The organism is Nostocoides sp. F2B08 (genome assembly GCF_009184895.1).
GTDB lineage: Bacteria > Actinomycetota > Actinomycetes > Actinomycetales > Dermatophilaceae > F2B08.
In genome coordinates this window covers 114,810-136,943 of sequence record NZ_WESE01000007.1, presented here as the reverse complement: position 1 = coordinate 136,943, position 22,134 = coordinate 114,810, and the positions used below count along the sequence as shown (strand labels likewise).

22 protein-coding genes and 1 riboswitch are annotated in these 22,134 nt (G+C 68.8%); of the genes, 17 read left to right on the top strand and 5 right to left on the bottom strand.

Features of this window, described 5'->3' with window-relative positions:
- Nucleotides 1-33: 33 nt before the first annotated feature.
- The 3 genes from GA707_RS15410 to GA707_RS15400 are packed head-to-tail and all read right to left on the bottom strand — an operon-like array spanning nucleotide 34 to nucleotide 3,152.
- A complete protein-coding gene (locus GA707_RS15410; RefSeq protein ID WP_152179327.1) occupies nucleotides 34-1,383 on the bottom strand; it encodes a M20/M25/M40 family metallo-hydrolase in 1,350 nt (449 codons plus the stop codon).
- A gap of 40 nt (nucleotides 1,384-1,423) precedes the next feature.
- On the bottom strand, nucleotides 1,424-2,857 hold the full coding sequence (locus GA707_RS15405) for an anaerobic C4-dicarboxylate transporter family protein (protein ID WP_152179326.1): 1,434 nt from the start codon (nucleotides 2,855-2,857) through the stop codon (nucleotides 1,424-1,426).
- Between the two features lie 31 nt (nucleotides 2,858-2,888).
- A complete protein-coding gene (locus GA707_RS15400) occupies nucleotides 2,889-3,152 on the bottom strand; it encodes a hypothetical protein (protein ID WP_152179325.1) in 264 nt (87 codons plus the stop codon).
- A 464-nt stretch (nucleotides 3,153-3,616) separates the two neighbouring features.
- Here GA707_RS15400 and GA707_RS15395 point away from each other — a divergent pair, with 464 nt between their 5' ends.
- From GA707_RS15395 to GA707_RS15370, 6 genes are all read left to right on the top strand, one after another.
- Entirely contained in the window at nucleotides 3,617-4,447 is an 831-nt protein-coding gene (locus GA707_RS15395; protein ID WP_152179324.1) for a class II glutamine amidotransferase, read from the top strand.
- Between the two features lie 22 nt (nucleotides 4,448-4,469).
- Nucleotides 4,470-6,008: an ATP-binding protein gene (locus GA707_RS15390; RefSeq protein ID WP_152179323.1), complete on the top strand. Its 1,539-nt coding sequence runs from the start codon at nucleotides 4,470-4,472 to the stop codon at nucleotides 6,006-6,008.
- Nucleotide 6,009: 1 nt separating this feature from the next.
- Nucleotides 6,010-6,468: an META domain-containing protein gene (locus GA707_RS15385; RefSeq protein ID WP_152179322.1), complete on the top strand. Its 459-nt coding sequence runs from the start codon at nucleotides 6,010-6,012 to the stop codon at nucleotides 6,466-6,468.
- Nucleotides 6,469-6,497: 29 nt separating this feature from the next.
- A complete protein-coding gene (locus tag GA707_RS15380) occupies nucleotides 6,498-7,205 on the top strand; it encodes an SDR family oxidoreductase (protein WP_152179321.1) in 708 nt (235 codons plus the stop codon).
- Nucleotides 7,206-7,321: 116 nt separating this feature from the next.
- A complete protein-coding gene (locus tag GA707_RS15375; RefSeq protein WP_193315360.1) occupies nucleotides 7,322-7,699 on the top strand; it encodes an SHOCT domain-containing protein in 378 nt (125 codons plus the stop codon).
- Between the two features lie 64 nt (nucleotides 7,700-7,763).
- A complete protein-coding gene (locus GA707_RS15370) occupies nucleotides 7,764-8,318 on the top strand; it encodes a DUF1990 family protein (protein ID WP_226963846.1) in 555 nt (184 codons plus the stop codon).
- Between the two features lie 66 nt (nucleotides 8,319-8,384).
- Here GA707_RS15370 and GA707_RS15365 read toward each other — a convergent pair whose 3' ends face one another.
- Nucleotides 8,385-8,891: a MarR family winged helix-turn-helix transcriptional regulator gene (locus tag GA707_RS15365; protein ID WP_152179320.1), complete on the bottom strand. Its 507-nt coding sequence runs from the start codon at nucleotides 8,889-8,891 to the stop codon at nucleotides 8,385-8,387.
- 76 nt (nucleotides 8,892-8,967) lie between these two features.
- Here GA707_RS15365 and icmF point away from each other — a divergent pair, with 76 nt between their 5' ends.
- Nucleotides 8,968-12,192 carry a fused isobutyryl-CoA mutase/GTPase IcmF gene (icmF, locus tag GA707_RS15360; protein ID WP_152179319.1) on the top strand — a complete coding sequence of 1,075 codons (3,225 nt, stop codon included), beginning with the start codon at nucleotides 8,968-8,970 and terminating at the stop codon, nucleotides 12,190-12,192.
- A 7-nt stretch (nucleotides 12,193-12,199) separates the two neighbouring features.
- Here the strand turns inward: icmF and GA707_RS15355 are convergent, their stop codons facing one another.
- Nucleotides 12,200-13,345 (bottom strand): MalY/PatB family protein, encoded by a 1,146-nt coding sequence (locus GA707_RS15355; protein ID WP_152179318.1) that lies wholly within the window; start codon nucleotides 13,343-13,345, stop codon nucleotides 12,200-12,202.
- A gap of 72 nt (nucleotides 13,346-13,417) precedes the next feature.
- Between GA707_RS15355 and GA707_RS15350 the strand changes: the two genes are divergently transcribed.
- The 10 genes from GA707_RS15350 (at nucleotide 13,418) to gcvP (ending at nucleotide 22,128) form a co-directional block, all read left to right on the top strand.
- Complete coding sequence (locus GA707_RS15350) at nucleotides 13,418-14,044, top strand: CDP-alcohol phosphatidyltransferase family protein (protein WP_370460050.1); 627 nt, start codon at nucleotides 13,418-13,420, stop codon at nucleotides 14,042-14,044.
- Nucleotides 14,041-14,898 carry a DUF881 domain-containing protein gene (locus GA707_RS15345; RefSeq protein WP_152179317.1) on the top strand — a complete coding sequence of 286 codons (858 nt, stop codon included), beginning with the start codon at nucleotides 14,041-14,043 and terminating at the stop codon, nucleotides 14,896-14,898. Before GA707_RS15350 ends, GA707_RS15345 begins: the two co-directional genes overlap by 4 nt.
- A complete protein-coding gene (locus GA707_RS15340; RefSeq protein WP_152179316.1) occupies nucleotides 14,895-15,227 on the top strand; it encodes a small basic family protein in 333 nt (110 codons plus the stop codon). The genes GA707_RS15345 and GA707_RS15340 overlap by 4 nt, the downstream gene beginning before the upstream one ends.
- Nucleotides 15,220-16,134, top strand: coding sequence for a DUF881 domain-containing protein (locus GA707_RS15335; protein ID WP_226963845.1), 915 nt, complete (start codon nucleotides 15,220-15,222; stop codon nucleotides 16,132-16,134). Before GA707_RS15340 ends, GA707_RS15335 begins: the two co-directional genes overlap by 8 nt.
- An 87-nt stretch (nucleotides 16,135-16,221) precedes the next feature.
- Nucleotides 16,222-16,605, top strand: a complete 384-nt coding sequence (gene gcvH / locus GA707_RS15330; RefSeq protein ID WP_152179315.1) for a glycine cleavage system protein GcvH — start codon at nucleotides 16,222-16,224, stop codon at nucleotides 16,603-16,605.
- Between the two features lie 49 nt (nucleotides 16,606-16,654).
- Nucleotides 16,655-17,116 carry an FHA domain-containing protein gene (locus tag GA707_RS15325; protein WP_152179314.1) on the top strand — a complete coding sequence of 154 codons (462 nt, stop codon included), beginning with the start codon at nucleotides 16,655-16,657 and terminating at the stop codon, nucleotides 17,114-17,116.
- Nucleotides 17,094-17,789, top strand: a complete 696-nt coding sequence (locus GA707_RS15320; RefSeq protein WP_152179313.1) for a MerR family transcriptional regulator — start codon at nucleotides 17,094-17,096, stop codon at nucleotides 17,787-17,789. The genes GA707_RS15325 and GA707_RS15320 overlap by 23 nt, the downstream gene beginning before the upstream one ends.
- Entirely contained in the window at nucleotides 17,786-18,304 is a 519-nt protein-coding gene (locus tag GA707_RS15315; RefSeq protein ID WP_152179312.1) for a bifunctional nuclease family protein, read from the top strand. Before GA707_RS15320 ends, GA707_RS15315 begins: the two co-directional genes overlap by 4 nt.
- An 85-nt stretch (nucleotides 18,305-18,389) precedes the next feature.
- Nucleotides 18,390-18,968, top strand: a complete 579-nt coding sequence (locus GA707_RS15310) for a MerR family transcriptional regulator (protein ID WP_152179311.1) — start codon at nucleotides 18,390-18,392, stop codon at nucleotides 18,966-18,968.
- Between the two features lie 98 nt (nucleotides 18,969-19,066).
- Nucleotides 19,067-19,160: riboswitch (glycine riboswitch) on the top strand.
- A gap of 88 nt (nucleotides 19,161-19,248) precedes the next feature.
- Nucleotides 19,249-22,128 (top strand): aminomethyl-transferring glycine dehydrogenase, encoded by a 2,880-nt coding sequence (gene gcvP / locus GA707_RS15305; protein ID WP_152179310.1) that lies wholly within the window; start codon nucleotides 19,249-19,251, stop codon nucleotides 22,126-22,128.
- Nucleotides 22,129-22,134: the final 6 nt, after the last annotated feature.

Below are 22,134 nucleotides of genomic sequence, written 5' to 3'. Positions count from 1 at the left end.
GGCATCTCCTTCGGGCGAGATCGAGTCCGCGGACTATGGCGTCCGCTCGGCGAGGCGCTGGAGCAGGAGAACCTGTGCCAGCACCATTCGTTCGATCTCGGCCGGGTCCACGCTCTCGTCGGAGGAGTGGATGCGTGAGAGGGCCACGTCCTCCGGGCCCCAGAGCACGAACTCCGCCTTGGGCGCGGCTTGTTGCAGTGTCCGCAGGAGGGGGATCGACCCACCGGATCCGGCTTCACCGGCCGTCTTGCCGAAGGCCTCGGCCAGCGCCCAGCGAGCCGCCGCATACCCCGGTCCGCCAGTGTCGCACTCGAAGGGTGGTGCCTCCTTCGTCCGCTGGATCTCGATCTGGGCGCCCCAGGGGACGTTCGCCTCGAGGTGCTCGACGAGGGCGTCCAGCTCGCGAGCCGGGTCCGAGCCGGGCACGATGCGCATGGAGATCTTCGCCCTGGCCTCAGGAATCAGCACGTTGGAGGAGCCCGCGATGCTCGTCATGTCGATCCCGATGGCGTTGATCGAAGGCCGTGACCACAGCCGGTCGCCGATGGTCCCCGTTCCGGTCAGCGCGACGCCGTCCAGGACGTCTGCGCTGGCACGGAAGTCCTCCGCGCTCATGTCCCCACCGCTCCACGACCGGCTGGAAGCGCCCGCGACAGCAACGTTGCCCTCGTCATCGTGGAGGGTGGCCAGGAGCCGCGCGAGGGCCATCATGGCGTCAGGAACGGGTCCTCCGAAGACACCCGAGTGGAGAGGGTGCTTGAGGGTGCGCACCGTCACCACACAGGCGACGTCGCCCCGCAGAGCGGTGGTGAGCACGGGTTCCCCGACCCGGAGGTTGCCCATGTCGCAGATGACGAAGAGGTCGCACTCGAAGAGATCCGGATGAGCCTCGACGAAGGCCTCGAGGTTGCTCTCGGTCTCCTCCATGCCTTCGAGGATCAGCCTCAGGGTGCACGGCGGCTTCCCGTCGAAGAACCGCAGCGTCCCGAGATGGGCCACCAGACCACTCTTGTCGTCGGCGGCGCCACGGCCGTAGATCCGACCGTCCTGCTTCGTGGTTGGGCTCCACGGATCGCTCGTCCATCCCTGCTCGGGAGGCGCAGGCTGCACGTCGTAGTGGGCATAGAGCACGACCGTCGGGCTTCCCTCCGGCCCTGCGAGCTCGCCATAGATCGGCGGGTAACCCGTCGGGACGTCCATGAGCCGGGCAGTGTCGAACCCGACCTCGCGGAACATCCGCAACGCCTCCTCCGCCATCTGGTTGACCGGCTCCGACGGATAGCCGGGGAAGGCGATCGAGGGAATCGCCACCAGCCTCTCGAGGTCGGCGATGAGACCGGGCATCAGGTCGGCGACCTTCTGGGCGGCTTCGGTGGAACTCATTCAGGTATTCCTTTCCGATTGTGGGTCGACGGGCGAAGGCTCAGAAGAAGACGCCGCCGATGAGTGCGCCGACGGCGATCGTGATGACCGACATGATGAGCATCGGGACGAAGAAGCTGTGATCGAAGAGCTTGGATCCGAGCTTCGTCGTGCCCGAGAGGTCGAAGTTGGCGGCTGCGATCTGGGTGCCGTTCGCCGGAAGCGTGTAGACGCCGCCGAGCGCGCCGGCCCACATGCCCGTCACGACTCCGGGTGCGAGACCCGCGGCGAGGCCGATCGGGACAATCGTGCGGGTCGCCGTCGACTGGCTTGTGGTCAGAGCCGCGACGAGGAACACGGCGAGGGCGAACAGGAACTTCCAGTCGGTCACCCAGGCGCCGATGGTCTCGACGATGAAGGCCTCGTGGGCGGCGATGAACGTCGCGGTCAGCCACGCGATTCCGAAGAGTGCGATTGCCGAGATCATGCCGGCCTTGAACACCGACATGTCGGGGACCGTCTTCACGTCGGGCCGCCCGATGAACAGGATGAGCACGCCGATGACGAACATCACCATGACGATCGTCGTCGTCATGTCGATGGGAACCGGTTGGCCGTCCTCACCGGCGAAGGCCGGGCGCAGGTCTGGGAAGAGTCCGAAGAGGACGATCGCGATCACGCCGAAGAAGAAGGTCAGAGCCGAGTTGCGCCCCTGGGCCGTGTACGTGAGCCCCGAGGAGGCTGCGGCACCGGACTCGGGAGCGGGCGCCTGGTCGACGGGAGCATCCGCGCCATCCGTGCCGCCGCCCCCGATACGGGCGGCGGCAGGCTGGGCGACGGCCTGCCAGTGCGCAAGCTCACCCGAGGCGATCTTGGCCTGGACGACGGGATCCTCCTCGAGCTCCTTGCCCATCCGGTTCACCAGGAGAGCGGTAGCCACGATGCCGATCACGCACGCTGGGATTGTGATGGCAAGGATCTGGGTCAGTCCGAGGTTGTACGGAGCGACATCGGTCAACGTGAGCATGGCGGCCATCGCCGCCGAGACCGGCGACGCGGCCAGAGCCATCCCGGACTGCACGACCGTGACCGTGAGCGGACGAGACGGACGGATGCCGTTCTTGTACGAGACGTCGTATATGACCGGCAGCAGTGGATAGATGATGTTGCTCGTCCCCGCCCCGATCGAGAAGAGGAACGCCGTGAGCGGCGCGATGAGGGTGATCTGCTTGGGCCGGCTCTCGATGACCTTGGCGGCAACGTAGACCATCCAGTCGATTCCGCCCGCCGCTTGCATCAGCGCTGCCGCTGTGACGACGGCCAGGATGATGGCCATCGCCGCGGCCGGCGGCGCGCCCGGAGCCTCACCGAAGATGAAGACGAGGACGAAGACGCCCAAGCCGCCCCAGAGACCGACGCCGACGCCGCCGGCTCTGGTGCCCATGACGATGGCGCCCAGCACCACCAGGGCCTCGAGCACGAAGGTGATGTCCATCAGATGTCTCCTTGATCTCGCGTAGGTCGTCCTACTCGGCGGGGCATTGCGTCTCGATCCGGTCCTGAATCGCCGACCATGCCGAGCGGACCTCGGCAAGGTCCGCCTCGATGAGCGGGCGAGCCGCCTCGACGGCCTCCGCACCCGCCACTGCGGTCTGTCGCATGTCGTTCACCCGGTCGCGCATCCGAGTGATCGCGTCGTCGAAGCGACCCTCGGACACGGCCTGGAACTGGTCGAGCGCGACGCTGACCTCGTCCGCGGCCGCCCGGAGCTCCTCGACGTCGGCAGTCACCGGGTCCACAGTGCGCAGTTCGTCCGCCGCCGCCACCAGTCCTTCGTACTGGGTACAGAGGTCGCGGTTGGACGTATCACCGCAGGCAGACAGCAGCGGAGCGATAAGCAGGACGGCGCAGAGCGATCCACCCAAGCGTCGTACCGACACCGCAGCCACGTGCCGACCCTTCGTAGGTTTGTCGGACGTCCGCCGTTCCATGCCTGGACCTCCTGATCCCGCACTCACTTCTCATGCTGCTGGCGGCTCTTTCACTCTTCATGCTGATGACGGCTCTCGAACCCTGGATCACCCGCCGAGGATGATCTTCTACGGCCCCCAGACAGCCGACTTCGGCGACATCCGACTTCGGCGCAGTCCGGCCTTCCCGCTCTCGCTGGTACCTCACCCATGACAGGTGAGGCGACAGACAGAGGTACGGCGAGAGACTGTGGAGAGTTCGCCGCCTCACGAAAGGTCGTCGCATGTGTCGCTGGCTCGCCTACTCGGGTTCCCCGGTGCTCCTGGAGGACCTGCTCTTCAAGCCCAAGAACTCCCTGGTCGTCCAGAGCCAGGACTCCAAGCTCGGCGCGACGACGACGAACGGAGACGGCTTCGGGGTCGGCTGGTACGGCGAGGGTGAGATTCCCGGACTGTTCCGAAGCACCGAGCCGGCCTGGAACGACCGCAACCTTCGCGAGCTCTCGGCCCTCGCACGGTCACGACGGGTCTTCGCACACATCCGCGCGTCGACGGGATCGGCCGTGCAGCAGACGAACTGCCACCCGTTCCGCCACGATCGGTGGCTGTGGATGCACAACGGCGTGCTCAGCGGGTTCCCCCTGATGAAGCGGGACCTGGCCATGCAGGTCGACCCCGCCCTCTTCCATCTGATCGAGGGTTCGACCGACTCGGAGATGCTGTTTTTCCTCGCACTCACCTACGGCCTCTCGGAGGACCCTCCCGCCGCGGTGAGCCGCGCCGTGGGTCTGGTCGAGGCGACCGGGCGGCGCCACGGCATCGCCGAGCCGGTGCAGATGACGGTGGCGACGACCGACGGCGTGACCACGTGGGCTTTCCGCTACTCGACCGAGCGGCGATCGCGGTCGCTGTTCCACAGCACCGACGTCTCCACCCTCCGGCACCAGTACCCCGACCATCCCGCCCTGCACGATCTCTCGGACGACGCCCGACTGGTGGTCTCCGAACCGCTCGGCGATCTCCAGGGGGCCTGGAACGAGGTCCCCGAGAGCTCCTGCCTGACCGTTGACGGGGCCAGTGAGAACCTGCGACCGTTCAGTCCCACGCTGCCGTGATCCGACCCACCGAGGAGCCACAATGACATCCGGGCCCACCACGCCGGCTGAACCGCGCCCCCTGTCGGGGTCCGACCTCGGCGAGGTCCTGTCCGAGTACCGGTCGATCAGGGAGGGCATCGAACGCAGCATCCTCCCGCTCGCGACCTCCGTCGACGGGGTCACCTTCGACCTTCAGTCATCGCTGTACCACCTCGATCTCACGCGGGGTGGCTACGTCGTGATCGGAGCCACTGACGAGGCACGGCTCGGTCAGGTCACCGACCTGCGGGTGGGATCAATCGATGCGAGCGAGGGTGCACTCGCCCCGGGCGCCAGCGTTCATGTCCAGCTCGCGCAGGGATCGGGCCTCCTCCTCGAGGGCGAGGGTCGTCCCTTCCACGCCGAGGCGGTCCGTCCGGCCACGTCCGAGGAGGTCGCCGCATGGTGCGCCCGCAACCCCACACGGTACGCGGGCCTCGACGTCGGCGAGTTGCTCCTCGCACCCGGGGTGCCGGCCACCCTCGACAGCGGCGGACTGGATCGGCACACCTTCATGTGCGGACAGTCAGGATCGGGGAAGACGTACTCCCTGGGGCTGCTCCTCGAGAGGGTCCTGGCGGAGACGACCCTTCGCGTCATCATCCTCGACCCGAACTCGGACTACGTGGGTCTGGGCGATATCAGGGAGGGGGTCGACGGCGCGCTCGCGGAACGCTATGCCAGCGTGCCGACGCAGGTCGACGTCTGGCGCAACGATCCCGAGGCGACCCATCCGCTGCGGCTGCGGTTCGCCGACCTCGACCGAGCCGCTCAAGCGGCCGTGCTCGGGCTCGACCCGATCCGCGACCGCGACGAGTATGCGCGCCTCGCCGAGCTGCTCGCGCACCGGGAGGAGGGCAAAGCCTTGGTCAGCGGGCCGTCGGAGCTGCTCGAGTCGGACGCGCCGGGAGCCCGAGACCTCGGGCTCCGGGCCATGAACCTGGGAGTCTTCGACTGGAGTGTCTGGTCGCCCGACCTCCCGTCCCTCATCGACGAGATCCGCCGGCCGTCAGCTCGGTGCACCGTCGTCGACCTCGGTTCCTTGGACACCCCGCAGGAACAACGGCTGGTGGCGCAGGCGGTCCTCTCCACCCTGTGGGAGTCGCGGCTGTCGCGCGAGCCGTGCCTCGTGGTCATCGACGAGGCGCACAACATCTGCCCCGCGGAGGCTCTCGACCCGGTCACCCTGCTGGCCGCCGAGAAGGCCGTCCAGATCGCCGCCGAGGGCCGGAAGTACGGCCTCTATCTACTGACCTCCACCCAACGACCGCACAAGGTTCACGAGAATGTCGTGTCCCAGTGTGACAACCTGCTGCTCATGAGGATGAACTCCCGCGCCGACGTCGCCGACCTCAGTCGCGTGTTCTCCTTCGTGCCCGAAGGACTGATGGCGGGGGCGACCTCGTTCCGCCAGGGACAGGCACTGGTCGCCGGCAAGGTGATGCCGCGTGCCACCTACGTCAAGATGGGCGCCCGAGTCTCGGAGGAGGGCGGGGCCGACGTCCCGCGCACCTGGGCGGCTCCCCGTGAGGAGGCCTGAGGTGGCCGGCGACGTGACGGACAGCGGCATGGCGTCGGAAGATTCTCCGTCGCACCTCGACGGCCGCTGGATCCTCGAGTCCGTCACCATGCCGTCCGACGCCCAGGTGTCTGCCGATGCACGTGCGGTACCAGTGCTGACCTTCGCCGGTGGCGCGATCTTCGGGACCGGAGGAGTCAACCGGTTCCGCGGCACGTACGAGACGGACGGGGAGGTCTCGCTGACCTTCGGTGGGGTGGCCGCGACGCGAATGGCCGGTCCGGCCACCGCGATGTCCGAGGAGAGCCGCTTCTTCGCCGCCCTCTCCGCGACCGCGGCCTTCCGGATCGGCGCTGACCGCCTCGAGCTGTTGGGCGGGAGTGGCGAGACCGTCGCGGTACTCGTCCGGGCGGAGGAGGACACCCGACCCGAGGAGACCGCACCCGAGGACGCCCGACCCGGAAACACCGAGCCGGACTGAGCCACCCGGGCCGGTGCGACAATGCACCGATGCGTATCGCGATCATCGGCGGCCACGGCAAGACCGGGCAAGCCGTCTCGGCAGGCCTCGCGGAGCGCGGCGCGCCGTCGACGAGCCTCGGCAGGGCCGACTGGCCACACCTGGTGACGGCCCTGCAGGACTGCACCGTCGCATACCTGATCGCACCCAACCTCCATCCCGACGAGCCCGCCTACGTGCGAGCGGCTCTGGATGCCTTTCGAGAGGCGGGCGTCGGCCGGGTGGTCTATCACTCGGTCGCATCACCGTACGCGCCGGACATGCCGCACCATCTCGGCAAGGCGGTCGGCGAGGACCTCGTCCGCCGTAGCGGCCTGCGATGGACGATCCTCCAGCCCGGCGCGTACCTGCAGAACCTGGACCTGTCCCGACCGGTCCGGGTGCCCTACCGGGTCGACCGGCGCTTCGGGTTCCTCGACCTGGTCGACCTGGGCCGCGCTGCGGCCACGGTTCTGGTGGAGCCGGGACACGCGGGAGCGACCTACGAGCTGGCCACCCGACAGGCATCGGTCGCCGACCTCGCAGCTGAGGCCGGCGTGACGGCCGAGCGTGTGCCGGACGGCGGGACGATGGACGGCCTGGACGACCGCGAGCGGACCTGGCTGTCGGCGATGTTCGCCTACTACGACCGGTACGGCCTGCTTGTGGGGCTTCGTCCGCTCAGAAGCCTGCTCGCCGATCCACCACCGGCGCCCTGAGCAGTGACGGCCGATCGCCCGTCTCTTCGAGCGTGGACACCCGTTTCAGGTGAGGCGGTCCGCCGTCGAAGACCGCACACTGACACCGACCGGGAATCGAGCAGAGGAGTTCGACAGTGTCGTTCTGGGACATCGTGTGGTTCATTCTGATCAGCTTCGCCTTCGTGGCCTATCTCATGGTCATGTTCAGCATCATCGCCGACCTGTTCCGGGACCCGGAGTCCTCGGGGATCCAGAAGGCGCTGTGGATCGCCGCACTGATCTTCCTTCCGTTCCTGACGGCGCTCGTCTACCTCATCGTCAAAGGTGGCGGCATGGCCGAGCGACAGGCTCGCAGCGTCGAACGGATGCGTGAGCAGCAGGACGCCTACATCAAGCAGGTCGCCGGTTCGGCAACGCCCGCGGACCAGATCGCCCAGGCCAAGTCGATGTTGGACGCCGGGGCCATCACGACCGAGGAGTTCCAGCGCCTGAAGGAGAAGGCGCTCTCCTGACGAGGGCATCCGAGGCCCACCCACCCCACACCGCACCCCGACCACGTGTGCGTAGCATGTGGAGGTGACCACCCACCTGCCAGTCGAGGTCCGCCGTGCTCTGGACGCCCGGCTGAGCTATCCGGAGGTCGGCGCCACGCTGGACGCGGAGATGCCCCAGGGTTATCGGCACAGCGAGCGCCGGGTGAGGGTCGGAAAGGGCCGCGAGGCGTTCGACCGCGCCGCGGACGCGGTGATGTCCTGGCAGATCCACCGAGGGGCCGGTCTGACCGTCCTCGCCTCCGAGGAGAGGGCCGAGCCCGATGAGGTCGCCGTGGTCCGGTTGACGGTCGGTCCGCTGCACGTCGACGGAGCCAACCGGGTCGTCGCCGTCGTCGACGAGCCGGACCGGCGCGGCTTCGCCTACGGGACGCTCCAGGGTCACCCGGAGCGGGGCGAGCAGGCGTTCCTCGTCGACATCGACGACAGTGACGTCGTCACCTTCACCGTCCGGTCTTTCACACGGCGAGCGTCCCTGCTGGCCCTGGCCGGAGGGCCCCTCAACTCCAGGATCCAAGACCGGATCACCGAGCGGTACCTCATGGCGCTGCTCGAGGCGGCGCACCAGGCCCGCAGCTAGGCGCTTCGCGTCCTCCACTGGGGACAGCGTGCGCGGATGGGCCGAGCACCGGCCGGAGGTCAACGGTCAGCCGAAGTCCCCGGCCTGCCGCCGCAGCCGCGCCAGGATGTCGACGAGCGTCGTGGTATCGCGTCGCGTGAGTCCGGGGTTCGCGAACACGGTCTCGTTGAGCCGCTGCGTAGCGGTGTCGGCCACCTCACGCCCGGCCCGCGTGATCTCGATGAGTGTGGTCCGCCGGTCCGACGGATGAGGCACCCGTCGCACCAGTCCCGCGCGCTCCAACCGGTCCACGGCGTTCGTGACGCTCGTCTGGTGGACCTGAAGTCGGGTGCCGATGCGGCTCATCGGCAGCGTTCCGCGACGGGAGAACACGAGAAGCATGAGCACCTCGTAGCGTGCGAACGTCACGTCGAGCGGCCTGAGGACCGCCTCGACGCGGGAGAGGACCAGCTGGTGGGCGCGCATCAGTGAGGTCACGGCTGCCATGCCCGGGGCAGAATCCGGCCACCCGTGCTCGGTCCACAGCCGTTCCGCCTCCCGGATCGGGTCGAGGGGGAGCTCGCGCCGCGTCATGATCGTCAGTCTATGCGGCAGAGATCGATCATCCGATAGTTGGACGTCCTATGATCTTCGCGGCTACTCTGGCAGCATGGCCAACGCTGACCTCCACGTCCCCCGTCACCCCGTGCGCTTCGTCACGGCGGCGAGTCTCTTCGACGGTCACGACGCCGCGATCAACATCATGCGGAGGCTGCTGCAGACTCAAGGGGCCGAGGTCGTCCATCTGGGTCACGACCGGAGCGTCGACGAGATCGTCACCGCGGCGATCCAGGAGGACGTCCAGGGCGTGGCCGTCTCGTCCTACCAGGGCGGGCACGTCGAGTACTTCAGCTATCTCGTCGACCGGCTCCGCGAACGCGGCGCCGGACACGTCCGTGTCTACGGCGGTGGAGGGGGCGTCATCGTCCCCTCCGAGATCGACCTGCTGCGCGAACGAGGGGTCCACATCTTCAGTCCGCAGGACGGGCAGCGCCTCGGCCTGCCCGGCATGATCAACCGGCTCATCGCCGACTGCGACGTCGACCTCGCCGCCGAGCCGGCGCCTGTGGAGGCGCTCCTGGCCGGCGAGGAGCGTGCTCTGGCGCGGGTGATCACCGCACTCGAGGCCGGCTCTCTCGCCGAGGACGACCTGAGCAGGCTGCGGTCGGCGGCGCAGCGACATCACGCGCCCGTGCTCGGGATCACCGGAACGGGCGGCTCGGGCAAGTCGTCCCTCACGGACGAGCTCGTTCGTCGGCTCCGGCGGGACAGCGAGGACAAGCTCCGCGTGGCCGTCGTCGCCGTGGACCCCACACGGCGGCGCGGAGGAGGTGCACTCCTCGGCGACCGCATTCGGATGAACTCCATCAGCGAGGGGACCGTCTACTTCCGTAGCCTGGCCACCCGCTCGACGGGCGGGGTGCTACCCCCGGCCCTCGACGACGTCACCGCGGCCTGCCGCGCGGCCGGCTACGACCTGATCATCGTCGAGACGCCCGGCATCGGACAGGGGGACGCCGCGATCACCGAGCACGTCGACGTCAGCCTCTATGTCATGACACCCGAGTACGGCGCGGCCAGTCAGCTCGAGAAGATCGACATGCTCGACTTCGCCGACGTGGTCGCGATCAACAAGTACGAGCGCCGCGGTGCCGAGGATGCCCGTCGGGACGTGGCCCGACAGATGGTGCGCAACCGCGAGGCCTTCGGCTCCTCGTGGCAGGACATGCCGGTGTTCGGCACGAGCGCGGCCCGCTTCGACGACGACGGAGTCACCGCCCTCTACCACGCGCTGCGATCGGAGCTCGGGCGCCATGGTCTGCGCGACTTCGACGGACATCTGCCCACCGTTGACACCCGGGTCTCGACCGGCCTGACCAGCGTTCTGCCGCGCGGGCGCGAGCGGTACCTCGCCGAGATCTCCGAGACCGTCCGGGGCTACCACGCCGAGACGAGTCGCCTCGTGGGAGTGGCGCGCGAGGCGCAGCACCTGGCGACGACGGCGGACCTGCTCGGTGCCGCGGCTCCCGAGGCCCTGGACCGGATGCGGGCCGAGCGCGAGCAGACGTTGGGCCCGGCCGGCGCACTGCTCGCGTCGTGGCCACAGATCCGGGAGCGCTACACCGGGGATGAACAGGTGTATGTCGTGCGAGGTCGAGAGATCCACACCCCTCTCACGAGGGAGACGTTGAGCGGCAACCACGTGCCGAGGGTCGCCCTTCCGCGGGACGCGGACCAGGGCGAGCTGCTGCGGTTCCTCCGCTCGGAGAACCTGCCGGGCTTCTTCCCGTTCACGGCGGGTGTCTTTCCCTTCAAGAGGAGCGGCGAGGCCCCGGCGCGCATGTTCGCGGGTGAGGGTGACCCGCACCGCACCAACCGGCGATTCCACCTGCTCTCCCAGGGTCAGCCGGCGACTCGGCTCTCGACCGCGTTCGACTCGGTGACCCTCTACGGCCGGAATCCCTCGCCCCGTCCGGACGTCTACGGCAAGGTCGGGACCTCGGGAGTGTCCGTCGCGACGCTCGACGACATGAAGGACCTCTACGCGGGCTTCGACCTCGTCGCTCCGACGACGAGTGTCTCGATGACCATCAACGGTCCGGCCCCGACGATCCTCGCGATGTTCCTCAACACCGCGATCGACCAGCAGCTGGACGCGTTCCGGGCCGAGGAGGGGCGCGACCCCGACGAGGCGGAGCGGGACGAGATCCGAGCGCGCACCCTGTCCTCGGTCCGCGGCACCGTTCAGGCCGACATCCTCAAGGAAGACCAGGGACAGAACACGTGCATCTTCTCCACCGAGTTCGCCCTGCGGGCGATGGCGGACATCCAGGAGTGGTTCATCGAGCACCAGGTGCGCAACTTCTACTCTGTCTCCATCAGCGGGTACCACATCGCCGAGGCTGGGGCGAACCCCATCAGTCAGCTCGCCTTCACTCTCGCCAACGGCTTCACCTATGTCGAGGCCTACCTCGCACGAGGGATGGACATCGACGACTTCGCCCCCAACCTGTCGTTCTTCTTCTCCAACGGCATGGATGCCGAGTACACCGTGATCGGCCGGGTGGCTCGCCGGATCTGGGCCGTCGCCATGCGGGAGCGGTACGGCGCGAACGACCGCTCGCAGAAGCTGAAGTACCACGTCCAGACGTCGGGTCGCTCGCTGCACGCCCAGGAGATGGACTTCAACGACATTCGCACGACGTTGCAGGCCCTGTGCGCGCTGTACGACAACGCGAACTCGCTCCACACCAACGCGTACGACGAGGCCATCACGACTCCGAGTGCGCACTCGGTGCGCCGGGCCCTGGCGATCCAGATGATCATCGACGCCGAATGGGGCCTCTCGATGAACGAGAACCCCTTGCAGGGGTCGTTCATCGTCGAACAGCTGACCGATCTCGTCGAGGAGGCGGTCCTGCAGGAGTTCGACCGCATCGCCGAGCGGGGCGGTGTCCTTGGGGCGATGGAGACCGGCTACCAGCGGGGCCGGATCCAGGACGAGTCGATGCTCTACGAGCAGCGCAAGCACGACGGGTCGCTGCCCATCGTGGGCGTCAACACGTTCTTGGCCGACGATGCCGGGGGTGCCCCAACCGAGGTCGAGCTGGCGCGCGGCACCGAGGACGAGAAGCAGTCCCAGCTGGCCCGGCTCGAGGCGTTCCACGAGCGCAACCGCGAGGAGGCTCCCGCGGCACTCGAGCGTCTGCGCGTGACGGCGACCTCCGGCGGAAACGTCTTCGAGGCGCTCATGGACGCCGTCCGCTACTGCTCGCTCGGACAGATCAGCGAGGCGTTCTTCGAGATCGGTGGCCAGTACCGCCGGAACGTCTGAGCGAGACTCAGCCGGTGCGCGCCTCCAGCGCACCGGTGATCCGGTCGACGGCCTCGGTGAGGATCCCAGGCGAGGTGGCGAGGTTGAGCCGCACATGCCCCACCCCCGAGGGTCCGTAGTTGGTCCCCTCGCCGAGGGCGACCCGCGCGGTGGACACGAGAGTATGCGCGGGTCGGCTCCCCAGACCGAGCCCGCCGACGTCGAGCCAGGCCAGGTAGGTTGCCTGGGGCGCCGCCCACCGCACCTGGGGCAGCCGTGTGTCGAGGAGCCGGCGCACCAGCGCGCGGTTCTCTGAGAGCTCGCCGCGGACCTCGTCGAGCCAGGGTCCGCCGTCGCGGTAGGCGGCGGTGTGAGCGCGGACGGCCACGTGACTGGCGGCATAGGAGACCACGGGGTGCAGCCGACCCAGGACGTCTCGGGCCTCCGGTCCGGCGGTGACGAGTCCGGCTTTGAGCCCGGCGAGGTTGAACGCCTTGGACGGCGAGGTCGCCGTGAGTCCTCGCGGGTCGACGCTCAGATACGGGGTGAACGCATCATCGTCGATGCACAGGGGAGCATGGATCTCGTCGCTCAGAACGCGCACATCGTGGCGCGCCGCGACGTCGCGCAGCTCCTCGAGCTCGGCGCGGGTCGGAACGGTTCCGGTCGGGTTCTGGGGGTTGCACAGCCAGTACACCGAGGGGACGCCGTCGCGCGCGCTCGTGGCGAAGGCCGCCTCGAGGGCGTCGAGGTCGAGCCGGTTCGCGGCGGTGAGCGGAACCTGCCCCAGATCGCGGAGGATCGCCGCGGCGTGGAGGGCGAACGCGTCGTAGACCGGGTCGTCGACGATGACGCGACCGCCGTCGGGCAGCAGGATGCGGGTCAGCTCTTCCATGCCCACCATGACGTCGGCGACGACACGGACGTCTGCGGAGTCGACCGACCACTGCCACCTGTGGTCGGCGAAGGCCGCGAACGACTCGACATAGGGCTCGGGCCAGGCGTACCCGGTGTCGCCGCGCGCGATCAGTGCAGTGACCTCCGCGACGACCGGGGGAGCGAGCACCGCATCCATCTCGGCCACCCACAGGGGGAGGACATCGCGTGGGAAGGCCCGCCACTTCACGCTGGTGCGGAGGCGGTTGGTCGCGAGGTCGGCGCCGAGGATCCGCATATCGGAGGAGGGTATCGGGCGTCCGCGGCGTGCGAGCCGCTGCCCCGGGTGCCTCTCGCATACAGTGATGGCGTGGTGGCACGCGAGACCGGGGAGCACGGTGCGGCGGGGCTGGTCTCCGACCGCGTCCTGACCGTGCCCAATGTGCTCAGCGTGGTGCGCCTGATCGGGGTCCCCGTCTTCCTCTGGGCCATCCTCAGCGAACGCGATGTGCTGGCCCTGGTCGTGCTGGCCCTCTCGGGGGCGACCGACTACCTCGACGGCAAGATCGCGAGGTCCATGGGCCTGGAGTCCCGGCTCGGCCAGCTCCTCGACCCGATCGCAGACCGGCTCTACATCCTCACGACCATTCTCGGGCTCGCGTGGCGCGACATCATCCCGTGGTGGTTGGTGGCCATCCTCGTCGCGCGCGAGGTCTTCATGGCGGTGGTCGTGCTCCGCGTGCGGTCGTTGGGGCAGATCGGGCTTCCGGTCCACTTCGTCGGGAAGGCAGCGACCTTCAACCTGCTCTATGCCTTCCCCGTGCTGTTGCTGGCGCAGGTGAGCGAGCCGCTCCAGGCCTGGGCCGAGCCGCTCGGGTGGGCGTTCGTCTGGTGGGGGACCGCGCTGTACTGGCTCGCCGCATACATCTACGTGCTCCAGCTCCGCGACCTGCGAGAGTACCGAGCGCGGGCGGCGGCAGCGGGGCATGCGGCATGAGCGTCGGCACCGGGAAAAGACCACGCGACGCGTCGATGTCGCTCATCAACGAGCTCCTCGAGCGCCCGATCGACCCGGGGTACGCGGCCGCCGCTCAACGGCGTGCTCGGGAGGGCGCCTCCACCGCACCTCGTCCGTCGAGCGGTCTCGTCGTCGTCACCCTGCTCGTGATCGGACTCGTCTTCGGCGTCTCGGCGCGCACGCTCGGTGCACGTGAGACCGAGCGCAGTGCGGCGCGAGCCGATCTGATCGAGCAGATCGAGGCGCGACAGGACCGTGCTGACGCGAACGCCGCCCGCGTCAGCGAACTGCAGTCGGAGGTCGCTCTCGCCCAGGAACAGATCCTGCGCGACACGGCCGGGCCGGCCGCCGCGGGCATCACCTCAGATCTGCTCTCGACCGTCGGCGCTGTTCCGGTCCAGGGCCCGGGCCTGGTCATCACGGTCGACGACGCACCGTTCGACGAGTCGACCGACCCGGCTGCTCGCAATGAGGGGCGCGTGCTCTCCCGCGACCTCCAGATCGTCGTCAACGCCCTCTGGGCGGCGGGCGCAGAAGCGATCGATGTCAATGGCCAACGGCTGACGAGCCGTTCGGCCATCCGGTTCGCCGGCGAGGCCATCCTCGTCAACTACCGGCCACTGCCCCGGCCGTATGTCATCAGGGCCATCGGCGACCCCGACCGGCTGGAATCACAGTTCACCGCCGGCGACGGTGGCGCGTACCTGAAGGCGCTGAGCGACAATTTCGGCATCAGGGCGAATGTGCTCACCGAGGAGGAGATCACGATGGACAGCGCGTCCGCGCTGCGGGTGGAGAACGCCGCACCCCGGCCTGCGGGAGCCGAGCAGTGATCCCTGCCATCGCCCTGATCGTCGGGCTGATCATCGGGCTGGTCCTCGACCCGAGCGTGCCGGTGTGGATGCAGCCGTACCTGCCCATCGCCGTGATCGCAGCCCTCGACGCCGTCTTCGGAGCCATTCGCGCCGTCCTCGACGGCATCTTCGACGACAAGGTCTTCGTCATCAGCTTCCTCTCCAATGTCGTGGTGGCCGCCTTGATCGTCTTCATCGGTGACCAGCTCGGCGTCGGCTCGCAGCTGTCGACCGGGGTCGTTGTCGTGCTCGGAATCCGGATCTTCTCCAACGTCGCGTCGATCCGACGTCATCTGTTCCATGCCTGACGACTCCATGCCTGACGACCCCATGCCCGACGACCCCATGCCTGACGAGCTGCCCGACGCAGAAGGGCCCGGCGGCGACAGCGACACCCGCAGGGACAGAACCGACGCCGACCCCGACGGCGCCGTGTCCCCCCCTTCTTCTGAGCCGGGTGACGGTGAGACCCCGGTGCGTGGGTCGGTGACCGGGTGGGCGGCCTGGCGGCGCCTCGGGCTGATGGGCCGTCCGCGTGCGACGCGGGCGAATGTGATCGTCGGTCTCCTGGCCCTCGCCCTCGGCTTCGCGATCGCGGCACAGGTCCGGCAGACCGACCTCGAAGGCCTGGCCAACCTCCGCGAGGAGGAGCTGGTCCGCATCCTCGACAACGTGACGCAGGAGAACTCCCGCCTGTCCGGGGAGATCCGTGAGCTTGAGCAGACCCGCAGTCAGCTCGCGGCCGGTGCCACATCCGAGGAGGCTCGCGCTGCGGCACAGGCGCGTCTGGACTCCATTCAAGTGCTCTCCGGAACGGTCGCCGCCACGGGTCCCGGGATCGTCCTCACCGTCACCGATCCCGAGCGCCAGGTCAGCGCCGCACTCCTGCTCGACACCCTGCAGGAGCTTCGCGATGCCGGCGCCGAGGCCGTCGAGATCAACGGTGTCCGGGTCGTCGCATCGACGTACTTCACCGATCTCGACGACGGAGTCACTGTCTCCGGACAGCCGATCCGCCCCCCATACGTCATCCGCGCGATCGGAGACCCGCCCACCATGGCAGCGGCGATGGACATCCCGGGCGGTGTTCGCGAGTCGGTTCGACGACTGAACGCCGACGCCACCATCGACCAGCGCGATAGCCTCGACATCACCTCGTTGCACAGCCCCACCACCCCTCAGTACGCTCGGCCCGTCCCGAGCCCCACGTCGTGACCATGCAGCCGACCGCCACCTCGCGGGCGCGCTCGTGAGTCATCCCCGCCCGCATGCGCATGGCACCCTCGACAGCAAGGAGCAGTGATGAGTGAGATCCCCGCCGACCTGCGATACACGGCTGAGCACGAATGGGTCAAGGAGCAGGGCGACGGTGTCGTGCGCGTGGGAATCACCGCCTACGCCGCCGAGGCGCTCGGCGACGTCGTCTTCGTCAGCCTCCCGGCCGTCGGTGCGAGGGTCAGCGCCGGCGAGGCGTGTGGGGAGGTCGAGTCGACGAAGTCCGTGAGCGACCTCTACGCCCCGGCAGACGGCGAGATCGTCGCCGTCAACGAGACACTCGACTCGACCCCGGAGTCGGTGAACACGGACCCGTACGGTGAGGGATGGATGTACGACCTGCGACTCTCGGACGGAGCCGCCCCAGCGGCGATGCTCGACGCCGAGGGTTACTCGGCGATTCTCGACTAACGAGCCGAATGTCCAGGTCAACGTCTACGATGCTTCAGTGGAGGACGAGATGAGTGATAAGCCCGGGGCTGAGGACAGCCCGATGACCGAGTCGCGCGAGTCGACGACGATGCGGTTCCCGAGTGTGGGGGGAGCAGACATCGAGGCGACGGAGTCGGACCACGTCCTGACCCGGGCCGACCAGGCCACCGTCGACGCGTTGCGACCGGGCACCGCGCTGCTCGTCGTGTTGCGGGGCCCGAACACCGGCGCGCGGTTCCTTCTCGACGACGCCTCGGTGTCCTCCGGACGCCACCCGGACTCCGACATCTTCCTCGACGACGTGACGGTCTCGCGCAAGCACGCGGTCTTCACCCGGGAGGGGGACTCGTTCTCCGTTCGGGACGTCGGCTCCCTCAACGGCACCTACGTCAACCGCGAGCGCATCGACGAGGCCGTCCTGCACACCGGCGACGAGGTCCAGATCGGCAAGTTCCGCCTGGTCTTCTATGCCGGCCGGGCCGACTCCTAGACCCGCTCGGGCCGCGTCGACGACGCGACTGACCATCGGGAAGGTCATCGCCCGCCTGAGTCCGGAGTTCCCGGACCTCTCGGTGTCCAAGGTCCGCTTCCTCGAGGCGGAGGGACTCCTCACACCCACCCGGACGGGCTCCGGCTACCGGACCTACTCGGACCGCGACGTCGAACGGCTCCGCTACATCCTCGCAGCGCAGCGCGACCATTTCTGGCCCCTGCGGGTGATTCGGGAGGCCCTTGAGACGCTGGACCGTGGTGAGTCGACCGCGACCCCGGTGCCGCCGCCCCGGCCGCTGCGTCTGACCGCCGACGATCTGGCCGACGCCGCCGATGCCGATGCCTCCCTTGTGGCGTCGCTCGTGGATATGGGTGTCCTCGGGGGCGACGTGAGCGGACGATTCACGGCTGAGGACCTCCAGATCCTCGAGGCGGTCGTGTGGCTGCAGCAGTTCGGGCTCGAGCCGCGGCACCTACGGCCGTTCAAAGCGACCGCGGACCGGGAGGTCGGTCTCATCGAGCAGATGCTCGCGCCGAGCGGCCGAGGGGGCCGCCAGGCGCGGGCCGGACAGATCGCCCGCCACCTACAGACCATCCATGCCGCTCTCGTGAGCAAGGGCCTCGGCGGCGTGCTCTCCACGGGGCAGGAGGGGAGTACCGTGGAGGGATGAAGCCGTTGGAGGTCATGGGCGTCCGCGTGGAGATGCCGACGAACCAACCGATCGTCCTGCTGCGCGAGCGTGACGGCGACAGGTACCTGCCCATCTGGATCGGCGCGGCGGAGGCCACGGCGATCGCGTACGTCCAGCAGGGTGTGGAACCGCCCCGACCGTTGACGCACGACCTGATCGTCAACGTCCTCGCCGAGCTCGGACACGAGGTGTCGGCGGTGCGCATCGACGACCTCGTCGACGGGGTCTTCTTCGCGACGTTGGTCATCGACGGAGGGGTCGAGATCTCCGCGCGCCCATCGGATGCGATTGCGATCGCACTACGCGTCGGTGCGCCGGTCCTCGGCAGCCAGTCCGTCCTCGACGACGCCGGGGTTCACATGCCCGAGGAGCAGGAGGACGACGTCGAGGCGTTCAAGGACTTCCTCGAGTCGGTGACTCCTGAGGACTTCGTCGAGCATGCGGGGGACGAGGACCAGCCCGGCAGTGAGTCCGACGACGCTCCGCGTGGATGATTGACGCCATGGCGAGGCTGGCCGTACCGTCTGGGACAGACAGCACTGTGACAGGTGTGACATGTGTGACCGATGAGGAGCCCCGATGAGCACGGCAGAGCAGCCGACACGTCCTACCACGGTTCCGGTGGGCTCCCAGGGCGTCCTCTTCGATGCCGGCGGCACCGAGCTCAGCGAGGAGACCGGCTACCGGGGCCCGGCGGCCTGCAAGGCCGCGGGGATCACCTACCGACAGCTCGACTACTGGGCCCGCACCGGGCTGGTCGAGCCGAGTGTCCGGTCGGCGAAGGGGTCGGGAAGCCAGCGGTTGTACGGCTTCCGCGACATCCTGGTCCTCAAGGTCGTCAAGCGGCTCCTCGACACCGGGGTGTCGCTCCAACAGATCCGGCTGGCCATCACCTCACTCCGTCAGGCGGGAGTCGAGGAACTGTCGGGCATCACCCTCATGAGTGACGGCGCGACGGTCTACGAATGCACCTCCGCGGACGAGATCGTCGACCTTCTTGCAGGGGGACAGGGAGTCTTCGGGATCGCTCTCGGCAAGGTGTGGCGCGAGGTCGAGGGGGAGCTCGCCGAGCTCCCCAGCGAGCGCCCCGAGGACGATGCGCCTCCAGCGCACCCGGGGGACGAGCTCAGCGCGCGGCGGGCGGCCAGGCTCGCCTGAGACCGGTCTTGTCATGCCACGGCGCGCCGTGCACCGGACGACGTGCCCACGACCGACCGACGGCGGGACAGGACGTGCGGTACCCTGATGCCCGCTGCTCACACCGTGTGGGAGAGACCTCGGTCATGACCGGGGCGCCGAAGGGGCAAACCTCCCCGGAACCTCTCAGGCGCAAGGGACCGCACGGGTCAGGCACCTCTGGAGTCCACCGACGGGTGACAGATGGGGAGGCATACCCCCGCGCGCTCGCCGAGCGCCTTGCGACAGCAGGAGTGCCTCTGTGACCACCTCCGCAGCGACCGACCGTCCCGTGCCCGCATTCGCCGACCGGCATATCGGACCTCGGGACGCCGACCTCGCGGTCATGCTCGAGCGCGTCGGCTTCCCGACCCTCGACGCCCTGACCGACGCCGCAGTTCCTGCCCGGATCGCCGATGAACCGCATCTGACGATCGAGGCGGCACGGTCGGAGCATGCGGTGCTCGACGAGCTGCGCTCGTTCGCGCGGGAGACCCGGATCACGACCTCGATGATCGGGATGGGGTACTACGGGACGATCCTGCCGCCGGTCATCCAACGCAACGTCCTCGAGAGCCCGGGCTGGTACACCGCCTACACCCCATACCAGCCTGAGATCTCCCAAGGCCGTCTCGAAGCGCTCCTGAACTTCCAGACCGTCGTCTCGGATCTCACGGGACTGCCGACCGCCGGAGCATCCCTCCTCGATGAGGGCACGGCGGCGGCGGAGGCGATGACGCTCATGCGCCGCGGGAGCAAGCTGGCCGACGAGGCGGTCCTCCTGCTCGACGCCGAGCTGTTCCCGCAGACGCGAGCCGTCATCGAGACCCGCGCCAGGGCGCTCGGGTTGACTGTCCTGGTGGCCGACCTCTCGACGGTGGGCGACGAGGCCGCGCTGCGGTCGGCAGCCGACGGGCACGACGTCTTCGGTCTGATCGTGCAGTACCCCTCGGCCGACGGGCTGATCCATGACTGGTCCGCGCTGGCGGGTGCGGCACACGCGGCAGGCGCCCTCGTCACGGCCGCATGCGACCTGCTCGCCCTGACGCTCCTGACGCCGCCGGGGGAGTGGGGGGCGGACGTCGCCGTGGGCAGTACCCAACGGTTCGGTGTGCCCATGGGCTTCGGTGGTCCACACGCGGGGTACATGAGCGTCCGCGCCGGTCTGGAGCGCACGATGCCGGGGCGCCTGGTCGGCGTCTCGGTGGACAGCGCCGGCGCGCCCGCCTATCGACTCGCCCTGCAGACCCGTGAGCAGCACATCAGGCGGGAGCGGGCCACGTCGAACATCTGCACCGCACAGGTCCTCCTCGCCGTGATCGCCGCCATGTATGCGGTGTATCACGGACCCGACGGGCTGCGGCACATCGCCGAGACGGTTCACGGCAAGGCGGAGGCGCTGGCCGACTCGCTGCGGAGGGGCGGACAGGCCGTGAGGGAGGGGTCGTTCTTCGACACCCTCACGGTCAGCGTCCCCGGACGGGCGGACGACATCGTGGCCGCCGCCCTCGAGCGGGGGATCACCGTCTGGCGCGCAGATGCCGACGAGATCCGGCTCAGCGTGGACGAGACAACGACCGACGAGCACCTGAGGTCGGTGGCTCAGGCCTTCGGGGTGGACGCCGAGCCCGAGGCTGCTCCTGTCGCCATGGGGGGACCCCTGGCCCGGGTGGGTGACTATCTCACCCACCCCACCTTCCACTCGTACCGGAGCGAGACCGCGATGCTGCGGTACCTGCGGCGCCTCTGCGACCGCGACTTCGCCCTCGACCGCGGCATGATCCCGCTCGGCTCGTGCACGATGAAGCTCAACGCGACCACCGAGATGATCCCGATCACGTGGCCGGAGTTCGCCCACCTCCACCCGTTCGCCCCACGCGAGCACAGCGCCGGCATCCGACGCCTCATCGCCGAGCTCGAGGCGTGGCTCTGCGAGATCACCGGCTACGACGCCGTCAGTCTGCAGCCCAACGCGGGCAGCCAGGGCGAGCTTGCCGGACTGATGGCCATCCGTGCATATCACCGAGCCAACGGTGACGACGGGCGCGACGTCTGCCTCATCCCCGCCAGTGCACACGGGACGAACGCGGCCAGTGCCGTCATGGCCGGCCTCCGCGTCGTCGTCGTCGCGACCGGACCCGGCGGTGACATCGACCTCGCCGATCTGGAAGCGAAGATCGAGACCCACGGGGATCGGCTTGCCGCGATCATGGTGACGTATCCGTCGACCCATGGCGTCTTCGAGGACACCATCACCGAGCTCTGCGAGAAGGTGCACTCCGCCGGCGGCCAGGTCTACGTGGACGGTGCCAACCTCAACGCGCTGGTCGGGCTGGCGCGTCCCGGTCGGTTCGGCGCGGACGTCTCGCACCTGAATCTGCACAAGACGTTCTGCATCCCTCACGGAGGCGGAGGACCCGGCGTCGGGCCGGTCGGCGTGCGTGAGCACCTCGCCCCGTTCCTTCCCAACCATCCGCTCACCGGCGACGGCCCATCATCCGGAGTGGGTCCGGTCGCCGCGGCTCCGTTCGGTTCGGCGAGCATCCTGCCCATCTCGTGGACCTACATCCGCCTCATGGGTGCCGACGGTCTGCGCAAGGCGAGCCAGGTCGCTGTTCTCGGCGCCAACTACATCGCGACGCGACTGGCCGACGCCTACCCGATCCTGTACACCGGGGCCCACGGGCTCGTCGCCCACGAGTGCATCCTCGATGTCCGGCCTCTCACGAAGGCGAGCGGCGTGACCGTCGACGACATCGCCAAGCGGCTCATCGACTACGGGTTCCACGCCCCCACCATGTCCTTCCCGGTCGCGGGCACGCTGATGGTGGAGCCGACCGAGAGCGAGGACCTCGGTGAGCTGGATCGCTTCTGCGACGCCATGATCGCGATCCGCGCAGAGATCGCGGCGGTGGAGCGCGGTGAGGTCGCGGTCGCCGACAGCGTGCTGCGCCATGCGCCGCACACGAGCGCGAGCCTCGCCGGCGAGTGGGAGCATCCCTACGACCGAGGGTCGGCGGCCTTCCCGGCCGGGGTCTCCAGCACGGACAAGTACTGGCCGCCCGTCGGACGCATCGACGGCGCCTACGGCGACCGGCACCTGGTCTGCTCCTGCCCGTCCCCGGAAGCCTTCGAGGACTGACACCCG